The 23,241-nt window shown below is 39.8% G+C and carries 17 protein-coding genes; 8 read left to right on the top strand and 9 right to left on the bottom strand.

Going from position 1 to position 23,241, the window contains the following annotated elements; translation table 11 throughout:
- Nucleotides 1-19 precede the first annotated feature (19 nt).
- Nucleotides 20-3,061, bottom strand: a complete 3,042-nt coding sequence (locus L1068_RS07690; protein ID WP_237129810.1) for an FAD-binding and (Fe-S)-binding domain-containing protein — start codon at nt 3,059-3,061, stop codon at nt 20-22.
- Between the two features lie 174 nt (nt 3,062-3,235).
- On the opposite strand from L1068_RS07690, the gene L1068_RS07695 reads away from it, so the two are divergent.
- Nucleotides 3,236-3,448 (top strand): PGPGW domain-containing protein, encoded by a 213-nt coding sequence (locus tag L1068_RS07695; protein WP_010559264.1) that lies wholly within the window; start codon nt 3,236-3,238, stop codon nt 3,446-3,448.
- A 109-nt stretch (nt 3,449-3,557) separates the two neighbouring features.
- On the opposite strand, the gene L1068_RS07700 is transcribed toward L1068_RS07695, so the two are convergent.
- The gene (locus L1068_RS07700; RefSeq protein ID WP_237129759.1) at nt 3,558-4,133 is read right to left on the bottom strand and encodes an HAD-IA family hydrolase; all 576 of its coding nucleotides are present in this window, start codon (nt 4,131-4,133) and stop codon (nt 3,558-3,560) included.
- A 192-nt stretch (nt 4,134-4,325) separates the two neighbouring features.
- Between L1068_RS07700 and L1068_RS07705 the strand changes: the two genes are divergently transcribed.
- The gene (locus L1068_RS07705) at nt 4,326-4,577 is read left to right on the top strand and encodes a type B 50S ribosomal protein L31 (RefSeq protein ID WP_010559267.1); all 252 of its coding nucleotides are present in this window, start codon (nt 4,326-4,328) and stop codon (nt 4,575-4,577) included.
- Nucleotides 4,577-4,720: a type B 50S ribosomal protein L36 gene (gene ykgO, locus L1068_RS07710; RefSeq protein ID WP_010559268.1), complete on the top strand. Its 144-nt coding sequence runs from the start codon at nt 4,577-4,579 to the stop codon at nt 4,718-4,720. Before L1068_RS07705 ends, ykgO begins: the two co-directional genes overlap by 1 nt.
- A gap of 93 nt (nt 4,721-4,813) precedes the next feature.
- Here the strand turns inward: ykgO and ppsA are convergent, their stop codons facing one another.
- Nucleotides 4,814-7,186: a phosphoenolpyruvate synthase gene (gene ppsA, locus L1068_RS07715; RefSeq protein WP_343221889.1), complete on the bottom strand. Its 2,373-nt coding sequence runs from the start codon at nt 7,184-7,186 to the stop codon at nt 4,814-4,816.
- Nucleotides 7,187-7,855: 669 nt separating this feature from the next.
- Here ppsA and L1068_RS07720 point away from each other — a divergent pair.
- The 3 genes from L1068_RS07720 to L1068_RS07730 all read left to right on the top strand — a co-directional run bounded on the left by L1068_RS07720 (nt 7,856) and on the right by L1068_RS07730 (nt 10,889).
- A complete protein-coding gene (locus tag L1068_RS07720) occupies nt 7,856-8,917 on the top strand; it encodes a hypothetical protein (RefSeq protein WP_237129760.1) in 1,062 nt (353 codons plus the stop codon).
- A gap of 108 nt (nt 8,918-9,025) precedes the next feature.
- Complete coding sequence (locus L1068_RS07725) at nt 9,026-9,835, top strand: pyruvate, water dikinase regulatory protein (RefSeq protein ID WP_054979829.1); 810 nt, start codon at nt 9,026-9,028, stop codon at nt 9,833-9,835.
- A 199-nt stretch (nt 9,836-10,034) separates the two neighbouring features.
- Nucleotides 10,035-10,889, top strand: a complete 855-nt coding sequence (locus L1068_RS07730; RefSeq protein WP_237129761.1) for a hypothetical protein — start codon at nt 10,035-10,037, stop codon at nt 10,887-10,889.
- A 277-nt stretch (nt 10,890-11,166) separates the two neighbouring features.
- Here the strand turns inward: L1068_RS07730 and L1068_RS07735 are convergent, their stop codons facing one another.
- The 3 genes from L1068_RS07735 to L1068_RS07745 form a co-directional block, all read right to left on the bottom strand.
- Entirely contained in the window at nt 11,167-12,168 is a 1,002-nt protein-coding gene (locus tag L1068_RS07735; RefSeq protein WP_237129762.1) for a hypothetical protein, read from the bottom strand.
- Between the two features lie 641 nt (nt 12,169-12,809).
- Complete coding sequence (locus tag L1068_RS07740; RefSeq protein WP_237129763.1) at nt 12,810-14,075, bottom strand: metallophosphoesterase; 1,266 nt, start codon at nt 14,073-14,075, stop codon at nt 12,810-12,812.
- Between the two features lie 37 nt (nt 14,076-14,112).
- On the bottom strand, nt 14,113-16,902 hold the full coding sequence (locus L1068_RS07745) for a TonB-dependent receptor (protein WP_237129764.1): 2,790 nt from the start codon (nt 16,900-16,902) through the stop codon (nt 14,113-14,115).
- Nucleotides 16,903-17,305: 403 nt separating this feature from the next.
- Between L1068_RS07745 and L1068_RS07750 the strand changes: the two genes are divergently transcribed.
- Nucleotides 17,306-18,121: a diguanylate cyclase gene (locus L1068_RS07750; protein WP_237129765.1), complete on the top strand. Its 816-nt coding sequence runs from the start codon at nt 17,306-17,308 to the stop codon at nt 18,119-18,121.
- A 1-nt stretch (nt 18,122) separates the two neighbouring features.
- The gene (locus L1068_RS07755) at nt 18,123-19,133 is read left to right on the top strand and encodes an AraC family transcriptional regulator ligand-binding domain-containing protein (RefSeq protein ID WP_237129766.1); all 1,011 of its coding nucleotides are present in this window, start codon (nt 18,123-18,125) and stop codon (nt 19,131-19,133) included.
- A 9-nt stretch (nt 19,134-19,142) separates the two neighbouring features.
- Here the strand turns inward: L1068_RS07755 and L1068_RS07760 are convergent, their stop codons facing one another.
- The 3 genes from L1068_RS07760 to kynA form a co-directional block, all read right to left on the bottom strand.
- Nucleotides 19,143-20,627: a DUF3360 family protein gene (locus L1068_RS07760; RefSeq protein ID WP_237129767.1), complete on the bottom strand. Its 1,485-nt coding sequence runs from the start codon at nt 20,625-20,627 to the stop codon at nt 19,143-19,145.
- Nucleotides 20,628-21,036: 409 nt separating this feature from the next.
- Nucleotides 21,037-22,218 (bottom strand): kynureninase, encoded by a 1,182-nt coding sequence (locus L1068_RS07765; protein WP_237129768.1) that lies wholly within the window; start codon nt 22,216-22,218, stop codon nt 21,037-21,039.
- 14 nt (nt 22,219-22,232) lie between these two features.
- Entirely contained in the window at nt 22,233-23,078 is an 846-nt protein-coding gene (gene kynA / locus L1068_RS07770; RefSeq protein WP_237129769.1) for a tryptophan 2,3-dioxygenase, read from the bottom strand.
- Between the last annotated feature and the right edge of the window lie 163 nt (nt 23,079-23,241).

Genomic DNA, 23,241 nt, shown 5'->3' on the forward strand with positions numbered 1-23,241 from the left:
TATACGTTAAGCCGTTTAGCTAAAGCAAACTGTTTAACAGTTGTATTGGGTGTTTTGGTTTGTTGCCGTTATTAAAACGCTTAACTTGTGAGCGACACGAAAATCCGGTCGCTACAAGCTGTTCAATTGGTGTGTTATCAACCGTTTGTTGCCAGCTCATTTCATAAAGCGCACGGGATTTATCTAAGTTTTGCGTTTCATGACCATAAGTGCCCGCCATACCACAACATCCTGTTACTTTAGCATTGAGTGTTAACCCAAAATTAGCAAACAGGTTTTGCCACACCTTGCTGGCATTTGGCATTGCCGTGGTTTCGGTACAGTGATTAAGTAAAACAAAATGATTATCAGTGGTTGCTTGTTTTTGCTCAAAGCGTTGTGTTTCAAACCATTCGTGAGCCAACAACACATGGAAATCACCACGCTGCTGGCCAAGTGCTTGGTTATATTCGTCGCGATAACACATAACAAGCGACGCATCTAAACCTACCATAGGAATATTCAGTTCTGCGATCTGGTTTAAAAATGCAGCACTGTTTTTCGCTGTTTTTGCAAATTCATTTAAGAAACCTTTCACATGCTGTGGCTTACCATTTGGTTTAAACGGTAATAGCACTGGCGTTTTACCAAGTTTTACCAGTAACTGGCAAAAATCTTCCACCAATTCAGCTTCATAAAAGCTGGTAAATGGGTCTTGTACAATCAAAACGGTTTGCTGCTTTTGTGATTCATCCAGTGTTTTAAGCTGATTTAGATTAAACGCAAACTGCGTCGACACGCGTTTTATAATGGCGTTATCGCTTAGTAACGGTGAATCCACATAGCCGATTTGGTTTTTCAAAAAGCGCTCTACAAACCCTAATTTTAAAATAGGGTTTACTAGAAAGTGTATTTTGCTTAAAAGCGGCGCTTGCGCCTCAATATTAGCCACTAAGTAATCTTTAAGCGGACGTTTATAACGGGCATGGTATAAGTTTAAAAAGCGTGCACGGAAAGTCGGTACATCCACTTTAATTGGGCATGCTGTAGTACACGCTTTACATGCCAAACATTCATCCATCGATTCTTTTACTTCATGTGAAAAATCGTACGCACCTTTGGCTTTTTGTTTTGCGAAAATGCGTTTTTCCCACCACGACTTAGTCTCGCCTTTCGCAATCGCTTTTTCGCTTTCGAGTAGATCTATGCCCTTTTCACTTTGTAAACGCATCCATTCACGCATCAAACTGGCACGCCCTTTTGGTGAATAACGTCTGTCTTTTGTTACTTTATACGATGGGCACATAGGTGAGTGGCTATCATAGTTATAACAAAGACCATTACCGTTACACCCCATAGCGTTATTGAAACTGTCTTTAATGGTGATCGGGATTTGTTTATCGAAATGCGCACGCTTAGTATCGTCAACACTAACAAGCCGCTCATTTGAGTCGAGTGGCGTACAAATTTTACCAGGGTTTAACCGATTAAGCGGATCGAATGCAGTTTTGATCTTTCTAAGTTCAGTAAACAAGGTATCGCCAAAGAATTCTGGGCCATATTCACTACGGTAACCTTTTCCGTGTTCACCCCACATTAAACCACCGTATTTGGCGGTTAGTTTTACCACTTCATCGGAAATATGACGTAGTAATTTTTCTTGCGTTGGGTCACACATATCAAGAGCTGGCCTTACGTGCAATACACCAGCGTCGACATGGCCGAACATGCCGTAGTTTAAGTTGTGTGAATCAAGCAATTGCCTAAATTCAGCAATAAAGTCTGCAAGTGCTTCTGGTGGTACTGCCGTATCTTCGGCAAATGCCAGCGGTTTTTCTTTACCCTTGACATTGCCAAGCAAGCCTACCGCTTTTTTACGCATGGCATAAATTTTTAGAATGTCGGCCTTAGAATGCGTTACCTGATAACCAATGATCCCAGCTTGGTTATTTGCCATTAAGCTATCAAGCTTTGTCAATAAGCCATTTACTTTATCATCAATATCCGCCTGATTTGTCGCATTAAACTCAACCATGTTGAGGCCCTGCATATCTTTACCCGGCACATCTTCAATCAAGCTTGAAACTGAATGCCAAATTATGTCTTCTCTAGCAAGATTAAGTACACGGCTATCAACGGTTTCAACCGAAGTCGCTTTGGCGTCCACTAAAAACGGTGAATTACGAAGCGCTGAATCAAAGCTATCGTATTTTATATTGATCAGCGTTTTAAATTCAGCAATCGGGGTAATATTGAGTTTAGCTTCGCAAACAACCCCTAACGAACCTTCTGACCCGGTAATAATGCGGCTTGCATCTAACGTAGTTAGTTTATCGTTGAGAATATTTTCTAAATCGTAGCCTGTTAAAAAGCGGTTTAAGCGGGGAAATTTCGCTTTAATTTGGTCACGTAAGTTTATACCTGTATCGAGTAATTGTTGATAGATTTTTCCGCGTGTAGATTGTTCTTCGGCGTATGTTTTAGCGGTCGTAACAGTAACCGGAGCGGTATCAAGTTCAGTACCGTCTACCAGCATGGTTTTTAAGCCGAGTACATGATCGGATGTTTTACCATACACAAGCGAGCCTTGACCCGACGCATCGGTATTTATCATACCGCCAACGGTTGCACGGTTACTGGTCGACAAGTCCGGCGCAAAGAAAAATCCATAAGGGCGTAAAAAATCATTAAGCTGATCTTTAATTACACCGGTTTGTACGCGCACCCACTTTTCTTCAACGTTGATCTCTAAAATCTCACGCATGTGGCGCGATAAATCAATCACCATACTGTGTGTGAGCGATTGACCATTGGTACCTGTGCCGCCACCACGCGGTGTAAATTTGATTTGCTGATATTTGCTTTGATTTGCAAGAGAAAAAATCTGTTGAATATCTTGGCTTGTTTTTGGAAACAAAATACCTTGCGGTAACGCCTGATAAATACTGTTGTCAGTTGCGGTTACAATGCGCGTTGCATAGCTGATGTCGATTTCACCACTGTAGTGTGTTGTCTTTAACTCAGCTAAAAACGCCTCTGCTAAAGGCGATAAGGTATCTTTTTGATCTATTACTTCAATCATTACTTGCTCGGTGACGGGGAACAGGGTTTGCACTCATTATATCAAAGAAATACAGCGAGTTTTGCTTCATATTTACAGTTTGTAACATCATTTATTCGCGCGCTAAACCAAATTTTTTATACTATGAATAAATATCGTGTTTATACGTAAATTTATGCGTTTAGGATTCTACAGATGAAAAAAATGATAAACCATGTGTTTGCAGTAATGTTTCTAGCGCTTGGCTTGCTATTTATGGTGGTGCCAGGTCCATCACTGATCTTTTTTATTGCTGGTTTACTGTTGTTAGCGTTTTACTATCCTTGGGCAAGACGCTATTTAAGTCATTTTCAAAAAGCGCTTAAATCATCTTGCCAGTTTATCGACAAAAAATTAGCAAGGCGTTAAGTCAAAATCGGTTTTAAAACATACATTTATGCTGCTAGCTAAACTAGCAGCATAACGGTTCGTACCGTAATCTATTTTAAACTCCCCTCACTCCACACTACTCAGAAATTTAAGCGAAACGCGCCTGTAACTCAGCATAGCTTTCAAATACATAATCTGCTTGATGTGCGTAGTCTGGTGTTTCGAACTCGCAAAACAGCGCACTTTCCACACCTGCATTTTTCGCAATGTTAATGTCGTGAAGATAGTCTCCAATGTATAACAAGTTAGCGGGGGCGATATTCCATTTTTCAGCCAGCATAAGTAATGCTGTAGGATCGGGCTTTGCCGGTGCATCTTCGCGGGTTATTACGGTTTCGATTGGTATTTGATTGTTGGCTATTTTTATAGAACTTGCTTCAACACTGTTTCGCGTAATAATCGCGGTGGGATAGTTTTTATTAATTAAATACTCCACAAAGTGCTCTGCCCCTTCAATCCACTTTGCACTATGAGCATCGTCAAGTTCTAAACGCTTTATTGTGTGATTCGCGATAGACTGTTTAGGCTCATCTAACGCATCAACAAACTGCAAAATATCTTGCTCTAATGGGCAGCCAATTTCCTTTCGCATAGTTTTAAAACACAATTTACACGTAACTAATGTACTGTCTAAATCGAAAATTACGCCTTTGATATGTTTCATACTGCCTCTGTGTTACTTGCTTTTAACGTTATACAACAAAAATACGCTAACAGATTAGGTTGTAAATGAATTAATCAAAATTCTTAGCTAACTAATTTGTTATTTTTTTGATAATAATTATCATTTGATATTGATTGTTATAATATAACACTTTATATTATGTGATGTTGTAACATATTAATTGGAGCTTATATGAAACCTGGTATCCACCCTGATTACGGAAAAGTGGTTTTTCACGATACAGCAGCAGATGCATACTTTTTAGTTGGTTCAACCATCAAAACCGATCGCACAATCGACTATCAAGGAAAAACATACCCTTATGTAGCGATAGATGTATCGAGTGAATCGCACCCGTTTTACACAGGTAAGCAACGCGCTGCTCAATCTGACGGCCGTATTGCGAAGTTCAATAAGCGTTTTGGTAAATTAGGAAGTAAATAATGCAAGTTTTAAGTTCGTTAAAAAGCGCGAAAAAACGCCACCCTGATTGCCAAATCGTAAAGCGTCGCGGTCGTTTATTTGTAATTTGTAAATCAAACCCACGCTTTAAAGCTGTACAAGGCAAAGGGAAAAAGAAAAAATAGTTTTATGAAACGAAAAAAAGGCGCATTGAGCGCCTTTTGTTTTGTCAGCTTTATACTGATGACATATCAGTTAAAGGAACTGGTTAATACAATTTATTTAGCGTGCTTCTCACCTAGGTATAACCAAGTTTCAAGCACTGTGTCTGGGTTTAACGATACAGAATCAATACCTTGATCCACAAGCCAGGCTGCAAAGTCTTCGTGATCTGATGGACCCTGACCACAAATACCGACATATTTGCCTTTTGCTTTAGCTGTTTGAATCGCCATTTCTAATAGCTTTTTAATCGCAGGATTACGCTCGTCAAACAAATGAGCAATTAATCCAGAGTCACGATCTAAGCCAAGCGTTAACTGAGTTAAGTCATTAGAACCGATAGAGAAACCATCGAAATACTCTAAGAACTCATCTGCTAATAATGCATTAGATGGCAGTTCACACATCATAATTACTTTTAAGCCATTTTCACCGCGCTTTAAGCCGTGCTCTTCTAGTAGCTCAATGACGCGTGCCGCTTCTTCTAAGGTACGTACAAATGGGATCATGATTTCGACATTGGTCAAGCCCATATCGTTGCGAACGCGTTTAATCGCTTCACACTCAAGGGCGAAACAATCGCGGAAATCTTCTGAGATATAACGTGATGCGCCTCGGAAACCGATCATTGGGTTTTCTTCTTCCGGCTCGTATTGCTCACCACCCACTAAATTAGCGTATTCGTTTGATTTGAAATCAGACATACGCACAATTACGCGCTCTGGCGCAAATGCGGCACCTAGTGTTGAAATACCTTCAACAAGTTTGCTGATATAAAATTCAACCGGACTTTCGTAACCTGCCATCATAAAGTCAATTTCAGATTTTACATCATCAGACTGCGCTTCATAGTTAAGCAGTGCTTTTGGGTGCACACCAATCATACGGTTAATAATAAATTCAACACGTGCTAAACCAATGCCTGCATGTGGTAATCGCGCAAAGTCGAATGCTCTGTCTGGATTACCCACATTCATCATAATTTTCATTGGCAGTTCAGGCATTTCATCAACGCGAGATGTTAACACTTCATAATCAAGTAAACCTTGGTAAATGTAGCCAGTGTCGCCTTCAGCACAAGAAACTGTTACTTCTGCGTTATTTTCAATGGTGTCAGTTGCGTTACCACAACCGACTACAGCAGGAATACCTAACTCACGTGCAATAATTGCGGCGTGACACGTACGGCCACCACGATTTGTAACAATCGCCGCAGCGCGCTTCATAATCGGCTCCCAGTCAGGATCGGTCATGTCGGTAACTAACACATCACCTTGCTGTACTTTATCCATTTCATCAATTGAGTTAAGTACGCGTACTACGCCTTTACCAATTTTATGACCAATCGCACGGCCTTCGCATAACACGTTTGATGAACCATTTAGTTGAAAACGTTCCATTACATTGGCGTCTTCGTTAGAACGCACTGTTTCAGGACGCGCTTGTACAATATATAGCTTGCCGTCATTACCGTCTTTAGCCCATTCAATATCCATCGGGCGACCATAATGCTTTTCAATGATCACGGCTTGTTTAGCAAGTTCCATTACTTCTTCATCAGTAATCGAGAATTGATTTGAGCGGGTTTGTTCAATATCCACTACTTCTACTTGCTTACCGTGAGATTCATCGCTTGAATAGATCATCTCAACTGCTTTTGAACCAAGCGTACGGCGCACAACCGCAGGGCGATTTGCCGCAAGTGTTGGCTTGTGTACGTAAAATTCATCTGGGTTAACCGCGCCCTGCACTACCATTTCACCAAGGCCATAGCTTGATGTTACAAATACCACATCTTCAAAACCAGATTCGGTATCAATACTAAACATTACACCTGATGAGGCTTTATCAGAACGAACCATGCGCTGAATACCCGCTGACAGTGCAACACCACGATGATCGTAACCTTGGTGAACACGGTACGAAATTGCACGGTCGTTAAACAACGATGCGAATACGTGCTTAATTGCCACCATTACTGCGTCAATACCTCGCACGTTTAAGAAGGTCTCTTGTTGTCCTGCGAAAGACGCATCTGGCATATCCTCAGCAGTTGCTGAAGAGCGAACCGCAAACGAAACATCTTGATTTTCATCACCATGAAGCGTTGCATACGCTTCACGAATAGCAGAATCTAAATTACTTTGGAAAGGTGTATCGATAATCCATTGACGAATTTCGCCGCCAACGCGTGCTAGTTCGTTTACATCATCAACATCAAGCGTATCAAGTACATTATGGATTTTATCGTTGAGGCCTGATTGGTCTAAAAACTCATTAAAAGCATCAGATGTTGTAGCAAAACCACCAGGCACAGTTACGCCTGCGTTTGCTAAGTTAGAAATCATTTCACCGAGGGAAGCGTTTTTACCACCAACACGTGGTACGTCATTCATACCAAGTTCTTGATACCAAAGTATATATTGCACGGAAATTCTCCATAAGCAAAAGGTTGTGAGAGTGTGTTATCTAATCCTAGTTGAGATAACATCAAGTTGCTAAATGTGAACGCCTATTACATCTGCGATAAATTTGAACGGGTAGCAGGAATTAAGGTTTCGTTTAAAGCGAGCATGATTTTACATAGATGAACAAAGCAGGTAAAGCGAGCAAAAACGATAAAATCAAGGACAAATACCCGAAAAACAGTAAAAATTAACCTTAAATGCGTTAAAACTGCATTTTTATGCTAGTGACACCGGTGCCAATAGCAAAATTAGAATAAATCATAACAATAAATTTTTTTAAATATGATATTAAATAAGTGTTTAAAGAACTAATTTGAAGCAAAACTAGTATATAAACCACTAGACCCACCTATAACCACAACCCGATTATTTTTGGCTTATCCCCCACAAACACATTAATACGTTCTAATGCAAAGAGTTGATATTTTAGAGCCAGTTAATAGCGCCTAAAGCGAGTAACTGCGAGCAACGTTTTATCGTAAACAGCAACTATTAAAGTGCCTTGTCAGGATATGTTAATTGGTTTAACATTTCAGTTGGCGTGTATTTCGGCAAAGGAGTCGCCGTTTTAATACACCAAAACCTTACAATTAATTCATTAGCAAGCAGTTGAAAAACATGGAATATGCAATGAGACGCGCAGACTTTTATAATCGAAAACGTATGGTGCATTTGGCATCGTGTGCCGCTTTTATCATCTCGACCATTTTAATAAGTTTAATCCTTGCAGAGTGGCATAAAAAATCCCTTGCTTGGGTAAAAAATGGCTATTTAGCGCAGGGAACAATCGTAAATCTTGATAACAAACCAAGTAAGCTAAATACGCTATTACAGCGGGCAAGACTTCATACCGCTTTCGCAATTACCTACAGCGTAAAAATCAATAACGCACTGTTTAAAAAAAATGCCTATGTAGATCAGCACGTGTATGCAAGTTTGAGCGAAGGTAAGTCGGTTCCAGTATACATTGCAAAAAATGGCGAACAGCACAATTTAAAAACCAATATCGATAATCAACTAGCGCAATCACATCTTGTTTATTATTTATCTAAAACCGCCATCATTACTGTGCCGGTATTTTTAATTATCCACGCGCTGCTAATGCTTATATTTGTTCGAACTCGCGCGAATATCTTGCTTAAAGGGTTTTATACTAAGCACTCTTGGTTAAATACAAACCACAATGTACTAATTTGGTTAACCCATTCGCAAATCATCGTTATCCGCTTTGAAAAGCATCAAACTAAAATGCTGGCTCAATTATATCAACAGGAAGAATGCTTAGAAGATCTAATCGCAAAACTTAAGCGCCCTAATATCTACGCAATTGATATCGCAGATATTAGCGCAATTGAAAGTGAATATGCCTCGCCAAAATTATTGGTATCAACTGCGAATCGAGCCTATAAACTTAGTTTTATGAATTACGGGTTAAAACATCACGCATTAACTCAAATCGCACAACATCTACCCGCGCACCTTATTCACAGTATTAATAAAAAATCACGAATTATGGGGTTTTTGCCATGGTTTTTGCTCTCGGTGCTATGCTTAGCCGCTGTTTTACAATTAAATAATCACGCGCTTATTTTAATAATTGCTGCAATTTTTATAATAAAGCTATTACCGAAATGCATTTTCCATATCTGTTCGCCACGCGAAGTACAGCGCTGGCGAATACCTGATATTTGATACAGGTTGTATAAATAAAATTAAACACATACAGCCTAGTTTAGGTTGTGTCGTGTTTAATTATTTGCTCTTATATAAGCGCTCTCACAACAAAAAAATAAGGTTATTATGCGCAGCGCATTTTATATATCCGATGGGACCGCAATTACCAGTGAAGTATTTGGTCATGCTACCTTGTCGTTATTTCCTGTCGAATTTAAACACATCACAATCCCGTTTGTTGAAACTGAACAAAAAGCATATGAAGTTAAGTTACAAATAGATAAAGCGTTTAAATTAAGTGGTGAAAAGCCTTTAGTATTTTTTACCTTTGTTGATCCCCAGTTGAGCGACATCATTTTATCGTCACAAGGCCAATGCTTTGATTTTTTAACTGCGTACAGCGGCCAAGTAAAAGATACAATTGGCGTTGAACCTGTGCCACGCACACACCGAACTCACTCAATCCATGAAAAAAGCTACGATTTCAGAATCGATGCCGTTAACTACGCACTTGCCAACGACGATGGCAGCAATTTAAAAGACTATGATGAAGCCGATATTATATTGGTGGGTGTGAGTCGCAGCGGTAAAACGCCCACCAGCTTATATTTAGCACTTCAATACGGCATAAAAGCAGCTAACTACCCACTAACCGAAGATGATTTGGATATGATGCGTTTGCCGAACGCGCTTAAAAACCACAAAAAGAAACTGTTTGGTTTAACGATAAACCCTGAGCGCCTTGCGGCAATTCGTAACGAACGTATGGCAAACAGTAAATATGCATCGCTAAGGCAGTGCCGCCTTGAGGTGCGAGAAGCTGAAATGCTCTATAAGAAAAATAAAATCCCTCATTTAAGTTCAACACACTTTTCAGTTGAAGAAATCTCGGCAAAAATCCTTGCCGAGACCGGTTTAGAAAGACGCAAATACTAGCGCGTACTGGTTTACACCTTCTAATATATTGCACCTAAAATCATATAAGTTTTAGGTGCAAAACACGTCGACAATGATCTTAAGTAGATTTATACCGTATAAATCCTATGGTGTATTCATTTGTCACGTCGTTTGTGCCATATTTATTGTGTAGGGATTTTGTTAAATAAGGAGCGTATTAACCTAACCGCGAGAGACTATGCGCGCAGTACTTTTTAGCTTATTACTTTTCATCCATGGTTTAGCCTTTGCTCAGATCATCGATATTTATATTCGCGATGATGTGTACAAGGATTATCAAACGTTTGTTAATGGCCGTGACATTTCCACAATCTCCAATTTTAAAGGAAATGCAATTCGACGCGATGTAGTCGATATGATAATTGCACAAAAGGCGCTTAAGTTAGGCGGCTTTCACCACAGTTTCAATTACATTCCGGGTAAAGTAAATTTTCGCAATACTCGCATGCTCGAAACCGGCAAGTTATTGATTAGTTTCGATACTTATTGGTTATCTGATGCACATGCTAAAGCCAAATATTTACACATTAGCAAACCGGTGATCCGTCAAGGCGAATATATTGCTGGGGTTTATACTAAAGCAGGACGAGAAAAAGCCCTTGGTTTAACTCAAATGAGCGATTTTAAGCGTTTAAGTGCGGTATCAACACCGAAATGGCGCACCGATTGGAAAACGCTCTCAGATTTACCGCTCAAAGAGTTAGTCTTTGAACACGAGTGGATCAGTATGGCGCGTATGGTCAATACTGGCTGGGTCGACTTTATGTTAATGCCATTTAATTCAACTACTGACCAAAGCTTTAAGCTTGATAAAATCAATTTGGTACCTGTACCAAATGTGGCAATAGAGCTGAAAGACAGTCGCCACTTTGTTATAAGCCGTAATCACCCTCTTGGCTCACAAGCATACCTAGCCCTTGAAAAAGGGCTAAACATGTTACGAAACCAAGGCGAAATAGAGAAAGCCTATACCCAAGCCGGCTTTTTTGTAGATAAACAGAATTTAAATATTATTAATGCGCAGCAAGACTAAGCGCTATCTAAAACAAGTACATAATTTACATTGTATTAAAAACGCCTAACTTACTTTGTCAAATTCAATTTTTGAAATTTTGTTAGTTGTATGTGTGCTAATTAATGCCGCTTAAATGCAACATTTTTTCTTAAATTAAAATGAAGAACAGACGTTTATCTAATCATATTTAGACAATTATGAGTTAGAGACAACGGACGGTTCTGTGCCAGAAGCGGTCGGATGTTGTTCAAAGAATTTAATCCTATTCGGCTGCAAAGAACCTTTAATACCTTTGCTACTGTAAATCCCCATTTTTTGGTTTACCAAATTTATCAAAATCTCTTTTATTAACCCATTTTTGACTACTCCAATCTGCCCATACTAGCTGTTTCAATTTTTGCCATTCTTCCTTCCCTTGACCGCTATTCCAGTCTTTATGAGCTTTAGCAAAGATGGTAGTCACTCGTTCAGGCAAGTAATCCTCAATGGTTTCAACAAATTCAGTGAAGTCTTCTGCCACTTTTATTTTAATAGGTAAATATTGCTCTTTGTTTTCCAATACATCTCTAAAACAATATATAGATGCGGTTAATGCCAAATCAGGATTAAGTATTTCAATCACATCAGCCGTCATAATATAAGAAGCTATGGAGCGCAAGTAACTGCTATACCCGTTATAATAATGTTTAGGACTCGGGTAGGGGCTAATTACTAGATCAAATGAGTTTACAAGAAAGTCATTTACAATATTTTGTACATACTTTTTTTTATCTTTACTTAGCTCATATTGAATATCATTTTCTAATGCATTTCCATGTAAAAAGTTAAAAAGAAGCTGCTCTCTTCCAGCCAAAGGAAGTTCATCTTTGAACCTCGGTGTGAATGGTGAATGATATCTTCCTGCACATTCTAAGTAACACTCTCTAGCTTGTTTCAACTCCTTCTGCCATATTTCGTCTTTACGCTTTTTAACCTGCTCAATTATATACTTATACATCTCTTCAGTTTGAATTGGGCTAAATAGCATTAATAGAAAGACTCTTCCGTGAATACCGCCTAAAGCACAATCAAACTCCGAACTAAGATTCCGATATTCTTTGTAAGCTTCCGTTAAATATCCATTAGTATTATTAAAATCTAGGTTTCCCGTCAAAAAGAAGTCTTTTAGTTTTGCTCGCTCTTCTTTATCTCTTGGGCTATAGCAATCAACAACTGGCTCGATGAGCTTCCATTCCTTTTTTCTCGCTTTGCACCATTGCTCATTATCGTTTTGCCAACCAGCTAAATATTTATCCATTAAAAATACTCTTCAAAAGAATCCATTTGAACTAAGAAAATAGGTTATTTGATTCAGTGAGTTAAGTAAATAAATTGATTTAAAGGTTAGTAATATTGTATTCCTATTCAACGACCGCTATTCGCTCATTGCTGCCGGATAAATAATTAAATCCAAGGGTTATTTCCTCTCAGTGCCCAGACTATGAAAAGCGGATTTTTTTTGACCAAACCGTTGCGCTTTAAGATTCATCCATGATCTCACTTGCTCAAGCTGCGAAGCGTTGCATCATAGCGTTTGTATTCACATTTAAGCAATAGATGAAAAATTGTTTGGTTTAGGGGTACGTTTGGGTTCATTTTTGTCGTGTAACAAACATGAACAGAGCGCATCATGGATGGTGTGAGACTTAAAATTCAGGAACTAATTTGTACACCCACTAAGTTTAAAAACGGGTTAGCTACATAACACTCTATTACTTGTGGTTTGAGCAAAATTTTATCAGCAACTACTCCTCATTCAGAACTACCTGTCGGTCACAATAAAGCTCATATCCGAAACGTTAGATCTGATATGAGCGAATTTTAAAACTTAAGGTTAAAGGTTATTTTTCAAAACTAAGTTTAAAAAGAATGTTTTAACAACAATTAATAAAAATCACGTTATTGACTGCGGTGTTTAAAACTAAAGCTCTTTTCTTTTACTAACTCACCACTTTTATTTGTTGGTGTCGTGTAAAAGTTAACGTTTAACTCATCTTGTTGATTATCAATTTCAATATGGGCAAATCCCCAAGTGAAGGCCTTATTCCAAATGAGATCATATTCTTGATATTGAAGCTCTTGATAGTTTGCAAGTCCGCGATGTACACCACGCATTTTAGACGCAGCGCCACTAATTATAAGCGGTAATGGTGGTTTTTTATCAGTTGAAACACGCGAACAATCATCCGTTAATAACTCTAAATCATGTTCATGCCCTGCAATATACGCATCTGCGTATTGGCATAGTTCAGGCAAAATTAAGCGTCTTAATACATGGCCTTCATCGTATTTTGTGCCACCAATTGACCATAAAATATGGTGACCATAGACAATTTTCCATTTTGCTTTTGAGGTTTTTAAGCCATTAGCCAGCCAGGCTAGCTGTTTATGATCTTCACCATTAAGCGGTACTTCGTGTTTTTCAATATCTTCAACCTCTGCTTGTCCTTTAGCAAGAGCCGTTGCTAACCCCTGCTCACTGCCATCTGTTGCTAGTGGGACTTCATAGTAATGCTGACCTGATAACAGCATATTGGTATCTAACACAAAAAATTCCACATCATTTCCGGGTGAGCCTTGTTTAAAACGGTAATACCCTTGTTTATCCATGTGGAAATTAGGCTGTTTTGCCATCCAAGCTGTTTGTAATGCAACCCCTTTGCGCGATGTTTTCCAGTCGTGGTTACCTAATGCAGAGTACACGACTAACTCAGGTTGTTGCTTAAACAAAGGTTTTAGCGGTGCTAAAATAAGGTCGTTCATGCGTTTCTGGTCGTCTTTTCCATCATTTGCATCGGCGCCATCAGGGTAAATATTATCACCCAGCTGAATACCAAACTGACATGCAACATTTTGGCAAAGCGTTGCCATTGCCTTGCCAACACTTGCAGCTCCTGTGTCCTCAGTGGCAATCTCGGTGCCCGGATAAACATAAATTGGCGCGTGGCCAAACTCTTCGATTGGGCGGTGTTCTTCTAGCCAATCTTTTTTTTCAGCAGCAATAAATTCAGCTTTAGTTTTTGGCTTTGTTACGTGTTTTTGTTTTGGATAATCTGGGTGGTAGCCGCCATCGCCAAATGCTAAAAACGAGATATGCTCGTTGGAAAGCGTAGGCAATGCGCTCGTTGCCAATAATAAACTAGTTAAAATGGTTATTTTTTTCATATAAATCGCCGCTAGCGATTGGCTAGCGGCACCTCATTTAGAAAGATGTAAAAGTAAATCCGAGTTCGAACGAACGTCCGTATGTTTCATATTGTAGGCTGTAACGCTCATTACCATGCGACAAGTAATATGGCTCGTCGGTAATGTTCACGGCGTTAAAGTACACTTGGGTTTGTTGGTTAATGTAGTACTTAGTACTTAAATCAAGTTGGGTATGAGCTTGTTCGTAAACCCCTTTATCACCAAGCTCGTATTTATACGCTTCGCTTTTGTAACTAGCGCTTAAACGTGCACTAATTTTAGCGGTTTCATAGCCAAACATGAGATTAGCAACGGTATCAGATTGATTTGGTAACTTATCATCAGCATCAACAAAGGTACCATTTGCTGAAAACATCAAACCATTATTAAAGTTCTTGGTCCACGCTAATTCAACACCTGTGAGTGACGCGCTGCCACCATTAATTGGCTGCATTACTTCTGCAAAACCATTCCACAAGCCATTGTCTTGCACTTCGGCCATTACAATAAAGTTATCAATATCTTTGTAGAATAAACCCGCCGACATTACACCAATATTGCCTGGGTAATATTCAATTGATGCATCAAGGTTAAGTGACTCGTACGGGTCTAGATCCGGGTTACCCACCTCAGCCTTACGCTCAGTGATTGCTTCACCATCTTCATCAACAATTTCGGTTTCAATTAATTGATACGCAGCGCTGTCGCCAAATGTTGGGCGAGCAATGGTATTGGTGTAGGCGAAACGCGTAATAAGCTTTTCGTTTACGTCATACTTAACATTTAAACTAGGTAAAAAGTGGCTGTAATCTTTAGCTACTTGCCACGGTGAAATTTCAACAAATTCACTGTCATTAATGTCATCAGCAATTAATTCAACACGGTTACCTGCGGTTGAAAATGACGTGTCTTCATACCGCACACCTGCAACAATATGCCATTCATTGATATCCATTGTGATCATGCCGTATGCCGCTAAAATGTCTTCGTCACTGGTATAGCTTTGTCCAAAGCTATCAATTTTTGAATCAATGGCGTTTACATCAAAGTTTGATTTATTAGCGTTAACAAATTGTGCAATATCACTGCGCGATAATCCTGGTCCAAATGAGCCCAAATCATAATCTGGTGCACCCACTGCAAATTGACTCGCTAATGCATCGTTAAAGCCGCCATCAAAAACAACCACGTTTACGTCGTTAAATTTTTCCCGCGTTTGGTATTTTGCACCAAATTTCAGCTCAGCATTGTTGTTTTGCCACACAAAATCTTTACTGATATCAAACTTCACGCTTAGCGCTTCATCTTCCGACACATTGTTTTCACTTACAATTTCATCAAGCTCAAAGTTTGATAAATCATGCGCGTTTGGTGAGTGAGCTAAATCAGGTGCATCATTCGTTGAGTTATAGCCTAAAATGAAGCCTTCGCCGGCAAAGTCTGCATCAATGCGATCAGGTTCTTTTTCATTTGACTTCGAATACCCTAAATCGTATTCAATAAACCAATCGTTTAGGTAATTTTTGCCGCCTAACACCATAGAGAGAATTTGCTGTGTCTCATAGCGGTCTTTTGTATCGCGGTCCATTTCTGCGTCAACAAATGTAGCTGAGTTGTCGCTGATGCTATCTTCAAGCACGGTACCTTTATCAAATTTATATTCATTACGTAAACGGAATTCATCATCAGCAAATTCACTCCACAAAGTACGTAAATAATATTCAGTGTTGCCCGTTGTTTTATAATCTAAGTTAAGTGCAGCGCCCAAGCGTTCACGGGTTACTAGATAATGACGTTGTTCAATCTCTTCAGCGCCGAAAAAGTTTATGTCGTCACCACTTGATAGGCCTTCAACTTCCATCTCATTCCAGCCACCATCAACTTCTGAATTGTGTGAGCCAAACTTGCGTTCAAACCAACTTATTGCAGTTGCAATACCGAGTTCATTGCCGTTATCTAATTCATATACGTCAGTAAAGCTTGCTGATATTTTTGGGCTGCTCTCACTTACTTGCTCATTGTATGACCCTTGTACCGTGGCACTGTAGCTTTGCCCTTCTCTGTCAAATGCACTTAAGCTTTTAACATCAATCGAACCACCTACTGCGCTTGCGTCCATATCTGGCGTTACGGTTTTGCTGACTTCTAAACTTTGCACTAGTTCGCTTGGGATCACATCCATCGCAACGCTTCGCACGCCAGCTTCTGGCGATGGTACGTTTGCACCGTTAATCGTTACGTTGTTTAGATTCGGGTCAATACCACGTATACCAACAAAGCGCCCTTCACCTTGGTCGCGTTGAATAAACATACCCGGTAAACGCTGCAGTGCTTCTGCTGCGTTTTGATCAGGCAATTGGCCAATAGAGTCACTGCTCACAATCGATTTTATACTTAATGCGTTTTTTTGACGGTTAATGGCACCGGCTTGCCCCGCTCTGGTGCCAACTACTATCATGTCTTCTATTGTGGTTTGAGCCGACGACAAGCGCACATTTTTCTCTACAATGCCACTTTCGTTAATTGTTACGCTGATTGTTTTAGGCAAAGCACCAAGGTACGAGATGACCAACGTGTAGTCACCCGCAGGCAAGTTAGTTAACGAATACGAACCATCACGCGCGGTTACAACACTTTTATTGAGTTCTTGAATTTCGACTTTAGCACCTTCGAAATACACTTTTTGATTAGCATCGCTAACGCGACCAGAAACGGTGTTCGCTGCTACTTGGCAGGATAAACAACTAGCAAGTACAGCAAGAGTAAGTTGCGTACGCTTAAAAACTGACGGTTTATTACTTTCCATTATTATTCTCTTTCAGGGGTTAAGGCTTATGCCGAGAGATTCTGTTGTCTAGCGCTCGTTGCAAAGACAGCGCTACCCTACTTGGGAGATATGAAAAAAATATTGCAGTACAATCAACTAGGCACTGATATGGCTTAAAAATCATTTGATTTACTGTGTTATGAGCTGAATTAACCCCCTTGCACCAACCTAAAACGCCTTTATCCCAGTAACGACTCAATTTCTGTCATAAAATTGATACCTTTTATGAGCTAATCTAACCCTACTCATATTGCTTGAAACCCAAGAAAATGAACAAAAAACCTGTTAAATTGTTATGAAAACCACCAACCTTACGCTGCACAAACATTTAGTATTTGCCTTTCTCACCTGCTTACTACTCTTGGTCATGTCGTTTATACACATGAGTAACGCAAAACCCGTTGCCAGTATTAAATGGCTCGATGTTATTGGCGAGGGCGGTATTGCTGTAATTACGTTATGCTGGTTAATTGTCACGCTTTACACCCGCCCCAAAGGAAAGTTAACCACGCTGTTATTTATTGGCATCAGCATGGTGCATTTTTCAATGTTACTTGACCTGCTCGATGAATTTTTTCGCTACAAAAATGAGTATGCTTGGTTTTCACGACTTGAGGCAATTCCCGCAGTACTTGGACTGGTGATGATGAGTTTCGCCCTTTACTACTGGCATAAAGAGCAACAAATAATTAACAATCGGTTAATCAAAAGCGAGCGTTTTTATCGAGAACACAGTTTTTACGATATGGTTTCGGGACTGTACTCAGCCAGTTACATGAAAAAACAAATTTCCGCTGAGCTTGTTCACTTCAATACCCATAACACACCATTTTGCGTAAGTGTGTTCGACATAAAATCGTTTAACCTTTATTTGCGCGAACAAGGTCGATTATCTGCCAATAAACTATTACATGATATTGCCAGCTTAATTCAAGTAAACATTCGCGATACCGATTTAGCCTGCCGATACGCAGGAGACCGATTCATTGTACTGATGCCAAATACCAAACAGCATCAAGCCCAAGTAATTAACACCCATGTTGCTAACATGGTTAAGCAACATGTCTTGTACTTTGACAATAAAACCCTTTTTAACGCAATTCACCAGTCAAGTATTGAGGTAACGGCTGGCGATGATGTGACCTCTTTGCTGATGCGATTAAACCACACCCTAACGCTACACAAACAGGTGGCATAGTGTGGCAAACGTGACCTTTTTTGAATGCAGCGATAAAGTAATTCCAAGTTCACTTTTGTTATTGCCTTTGCTTGAACTTTGTCAGCAGCAAGGCGTGGATACCAGTAAAGTGCTAAACGGCAGCAAATTGGCTTATTGCGACCTGTTAAAAAGCGACATAAACATTAGTTTTGATCAGTTAGCAGTCTGTTGTCACAATAGTTTGAACTTATTGCCGTATAACGATTTTAGCTTTCAAATTGGTCAACAGTTTTTTAATCATTACAATTCTGAGATAAAAACTGCCATTGTAAACACGCGCAATCTAAACCATGTATTCAAGCTGCTAAGGTGCTTTAGTAATGAGTTTTTTCCAGTATGTAAATTTAGCGAATTTAACAGCGAACAACAGCGTCATTTTGTTATTGATGTGGGAATTAAACATTGCACCGAGCGCGTTGAACGTTTTTTTTATGAAACGTTAATAAGTATTGTGTGCCACTTTATTGACTGGCGTTTTCCAGAAATTGATATCACCATACAATTGCCGTTTAAAGCACCTAAACATCTTGAGTATTACCACACATTTATAAAACACCCTGTGATATTTGATAAGCCATTGCTGTTGATATCAATAAAGAGCGAACAGTTGGATGTACCGGCTAAAGAGAGCAGCACTATTTTAAGGCGCCAAGCATTTTATAAGCTGACTAAAAAACAAAAATTAAACAGCCTACTTACTGTACTGTCGCACCACATTGCCTTTAAACCAAATACAACGTTAGAAACTGCCGCAGCCCATTTATCGATGAGTCCGGCAACATTAAAGCGCAAATTACAGGCACACAATACTAGCTTTAAGTACGAGAAAGATCAGGTACTTAAAAACGTGACCTTGTTTCACTTAATGCAAACGTCTGCATCAAATCAAACCATCTCCGAAAAACTGGAAATCAATGATTTAACCAATTTCCGTCGCTTGTTAAAGCGTTTAACGGGAAAAACGCCAAACCAGTTACGTTTGGCGAAATAACCCTTTTAATTATCGAAAGCTCGGCATAATTGCCGGAAGACCCGGTAACAACCCTACCAATGCCATTACACCTGTAAGCACAACAAACATAATAAGTGGAATAATCCAGCGGTTCATCGACGTTAATTCTTTAGAACGTTCTTTACAGCCAATCAGGCCTAAGTTATCCAGTAACATAGTTAAAGACCAACCAAATGCAGGGTTAACCAACGCAGATGAGAACACGACTATTGCTGCTGATTGTGTGGTTTTACCTTCGCGCGTCATTTCCATGCCTGCTTCAAGCAATGGAATAAACACACCCACAATAAGTGCAACACACAGCACAGGTTGCCATATAGCAAGGTCCATTGGGTAGCCCCAAATACCGGCAATAATACAAAATAGCGCGGTTAACACGGCACCAGCTGGAATAGGACGCTTAGCAATAGCCGCAGGTACAATGTATGTACCCCAAGACGACGTAAAGTTTGCACCGCCCATAATTGAACCGAACGTTTGGCGTGCCGATGCACTTAACATAGTGTCATCAATGTTCATTTGTACTTTTTCAGTGCGTTCTGGGTAGCTAATTTTTTGAAAAACTTGGTGACCTAAGAAATCAGGAGACCACATAGCCACTGCAAGCACAGCAAACGGTAGCACTACAATAAAACTCTCTAAGGTGGGTAAGCCTAACATCCAACCGGTGCTTTCACCCCACCAATACATCGGATCCATATTTGGTAAACCTGGACCTGTTTTAAATTCAAACGGCGCGCCTAACATAAACGCAAGGCCACCACCAAGTAAACAACTTAGCGGCACAGCGAGCCAGCGCTTCTTAAAATGTTCAAGTAACGCATAAAGTAAAATCGTGGTGAAAATAATAACAAACGCAATGTGCGCCATATTTATGCTTTCAGCCCAGGCAAATAGCTTTTTAACCTGCGACGTCGTGCCAATAAAGCCAAGGTAAAGCAACAAGCCCCCACATACACCCCGACTGGTCAATCCCGCAAGCACACTACCGCCCTTACTTATCGCAAGCAGCAAACCAAATGCGCCAATTAACAAACCAAACGCCATTGGGTGACCGCCAGCAGCAACTACAATTGGAATAAGCGGAATAAGCGGTCCATGGGTACCTGCAAGGTTAGCAGTAGGTAGTAAAAAGCCAGAAAACAGTAAAATAAATAGTGAGACCAGTAATAACTCGTAGCGCACGTTTTCAAGTATAAAGCTATCGCTTAGACCTAATGGACCAGCAAACGTCGCTGCAATTGCGCCTACCATAACTACTTTGCCAATGGTGCCCGCCATTGCTGGAATGGTATCTTCTAATTCAAAACGATAATCACGAAACGGTAAATTAGGGCGCCAGCGTTTGGGCTGCATAATTTGTAATTCATGCTCTAAATACTCATCGCGCGTGTTAAATTCAGCGCTTGGTTTGTGAAGCGATTCATAACTTGCGCTATGCGTATCGCGATTGGTGTCTGTTGGTGTTGTCATTGTATCTCCTACTACAGATGAGATTTTTATTATGAAAACACCATAGCGGAGTCGTTGCTTAATGAAAGTTAGCCATAAGTCGAGTAGCTATTTGAAAAACGGCCTTTTTTAGATTTAAATTTAATCAGTTATTATCTAAGTTTAAATTTAGTAGTTTTAAATCAATTACTTGGTTTGTTTCCAATTTAAATTAGCGTAACAACATTAACCTATAGCTATTAGTCTAATAAGGGGTTTAGGTCTAACGTGTCTGGAGGGAGTTTAGAGTTTTACCTGAGCCGATACGTTACTACTCGAAGCGTCAGGATTTAGAGACATGATATAAACGCTAATCAATCTCACAAATCTAAATGTTGTGCATGACCGCCTTTTCCTAAAAAAGACGGCAATACTGCTTAGAAGCACATGTTTATACCAACGTTTTTGCGATATTTGCTATTACATCAAGTGCATTGTCGAGCTGTTCATCTGTTACATAAGGTGCTGGCCCTAGACGTAATTGGTTACCACGACTATCGGTTTGAATTCCCTGCTCCGCTAGCTTTTTCACCCAAGTTGCAGCCTCAGGTGTCGTCAATGACAAAAATCCTGCATTATTTTCAATGCCATGCTCTGGCAAAGTAAGTAAGCCTGGGATTAGCGCAATACTTTCAATGCCTTGCCAAAGGCGTGTTATTTGCTGTTTATTAATGTCAGCAAGTCGTTCTGCACTTAATCCTTGCGCATTAAAAAAATCAAATACAGCCGCAGCGCGGTAATGGCTTGTTGGGTCATATGTAGAACCGGTAAATGCACCTTGCCCTTGGCCGTACCCGACTTGTCCAGGGGCTTGATCAAGGCTTTCAAATTCAGCAAACCAACCGGTAATAATTGGACTACCATTATGCCCTTTTGGAATGCGCATAAAGCAGTTCCCTTCGCCAGCTTGGCAATATTTATAACCACCGCCAACAATAAACGCAGTTTCAAGTTTCCAGCTCGCTAAACTAAATGGAATGACATTAAGCGCGTGATACACATCCACTAAACACGGTATGTTTAACGCGTTTGCAGCAACCGCAACGTCGCCAACTTGATGGAAAATACGACTGGATGCAAAAAACACCGCAGAGACTAACATGGCATCTGTGTCTTTATCTAATGCGTTAATTAAACGCTCTGCCAAGGTGTCTTGCGGTTGAGTATCAATCACCTTAACGTCAATATTGACGTCTTTTAAACGATCTAACTGGCGACGCATTGAATGAAATTCACCATTAGTGGTGACGATTTTTATCGGTGTTTGTTTTTTATGCTTAAAACAGTTTAAGTCGGATAAAAAGCGTAAAATTAGTTCATGGGTAGACTGACCTAGCGCAATTTCACCTTGTGGCTCACCGAGTAAAGTACGATAGAAATCACGCACTTTATCGGCCTTTTCAAATGCTGCGCCCCATTTATCGTCAATATGCTTTGCCGCATCGTTAAAACAATCAATTAACCCTTGTTTTGCTGCATTGGGCCACGCTTGATGCGAGTGACCAGACAAAAGAATACGATTGGTCACGTCAAATTCAGAATAAAACCCTTGTAACTGGTGTGCGGTTGTCATTGTTTTTACTCCTGTTACAGTTTAGTTCTAAGTTCAAATAACTCTGGGAAAAAGCTAATATCCAACGCTTTTTTCAAAAACGCCACGCCTGATGAACCACCTGTACCCGACTTGTTCCCGATTATACGCTGTACTGTGTACATATGCTTAAAGCGCCATTGTTGGAAACTGTCTTCAATATCAACTAGTTTTTCAGCAAGTTCGTATAGCTCAAAATACTTGTCAGCGTCTTTATAAACTTCAAGCCATGCATTTAGTACGGACTCATTTTTTTCATACGGTTGACTTTTATCACGCTGCAAATGGCTTTCATTAATTTCTAGCCCTTGTTTGGCAAGAATGGATAAAGTGACATCGTATAAGCTCGGCGCATTTAGAATAGTAGATAATTCTGTGTGCACTTGCTCATCACTCTCATGTACTTTTAATAAGCTGTGATTTTTGTTTCCAAGTAAAAACTCAAGCTTGCGGTAACCATACGATTGGAAACCTGACGAGTGACCAAGCGCATCGCGAAACTTTAAATAATCAACCGGTGTTAATGTTGATAAAATATTCCACGATTGAGTTAACTGATTAAAAATTTGTTTTACGCGAGAAATCACTTTAAACGCATGGCCAAAATCGCCATTATTTAAATTGTCTATTGCGGCGCTTAATTCATGCCCTGCCAGCTTTAACCAAAGTTCACTCGATTGGTGAATCACAATAAACAGCATTTCATCATGCTGGTTTGATAGTGGCTTTTGCGCGGTGAGGATTTGTGGCAACTGAAGGTAATCACCATACGACATGTCGTCTTTAAAATCGGTGTGAATGTCTTTTTCTAGTTCACGAAAGTTATGATGTGGGCACGACATAGCTAAGCTCCAAAAATTATTATGCGTTATACGGCGCTATTTAATACATGTGTTTCATTACGCCTAACATATGCGATGTTATATAACTCAAAAGCATATCTTAGAGACGCACGTAATTAAAACATGTTGAATAAAATATGTCAGTGTTTGCCTAATACCGCGC

This window comes from Pseudoalteromonas sp. MMG024, assembly GCF_021654175.1.
Taxonomy (GTDB): Bacteria; Pseudomonadota; Gammaproteobacteria; order Enterobacterales; family Alteromonadaceae; genus Pseudoalteromonas.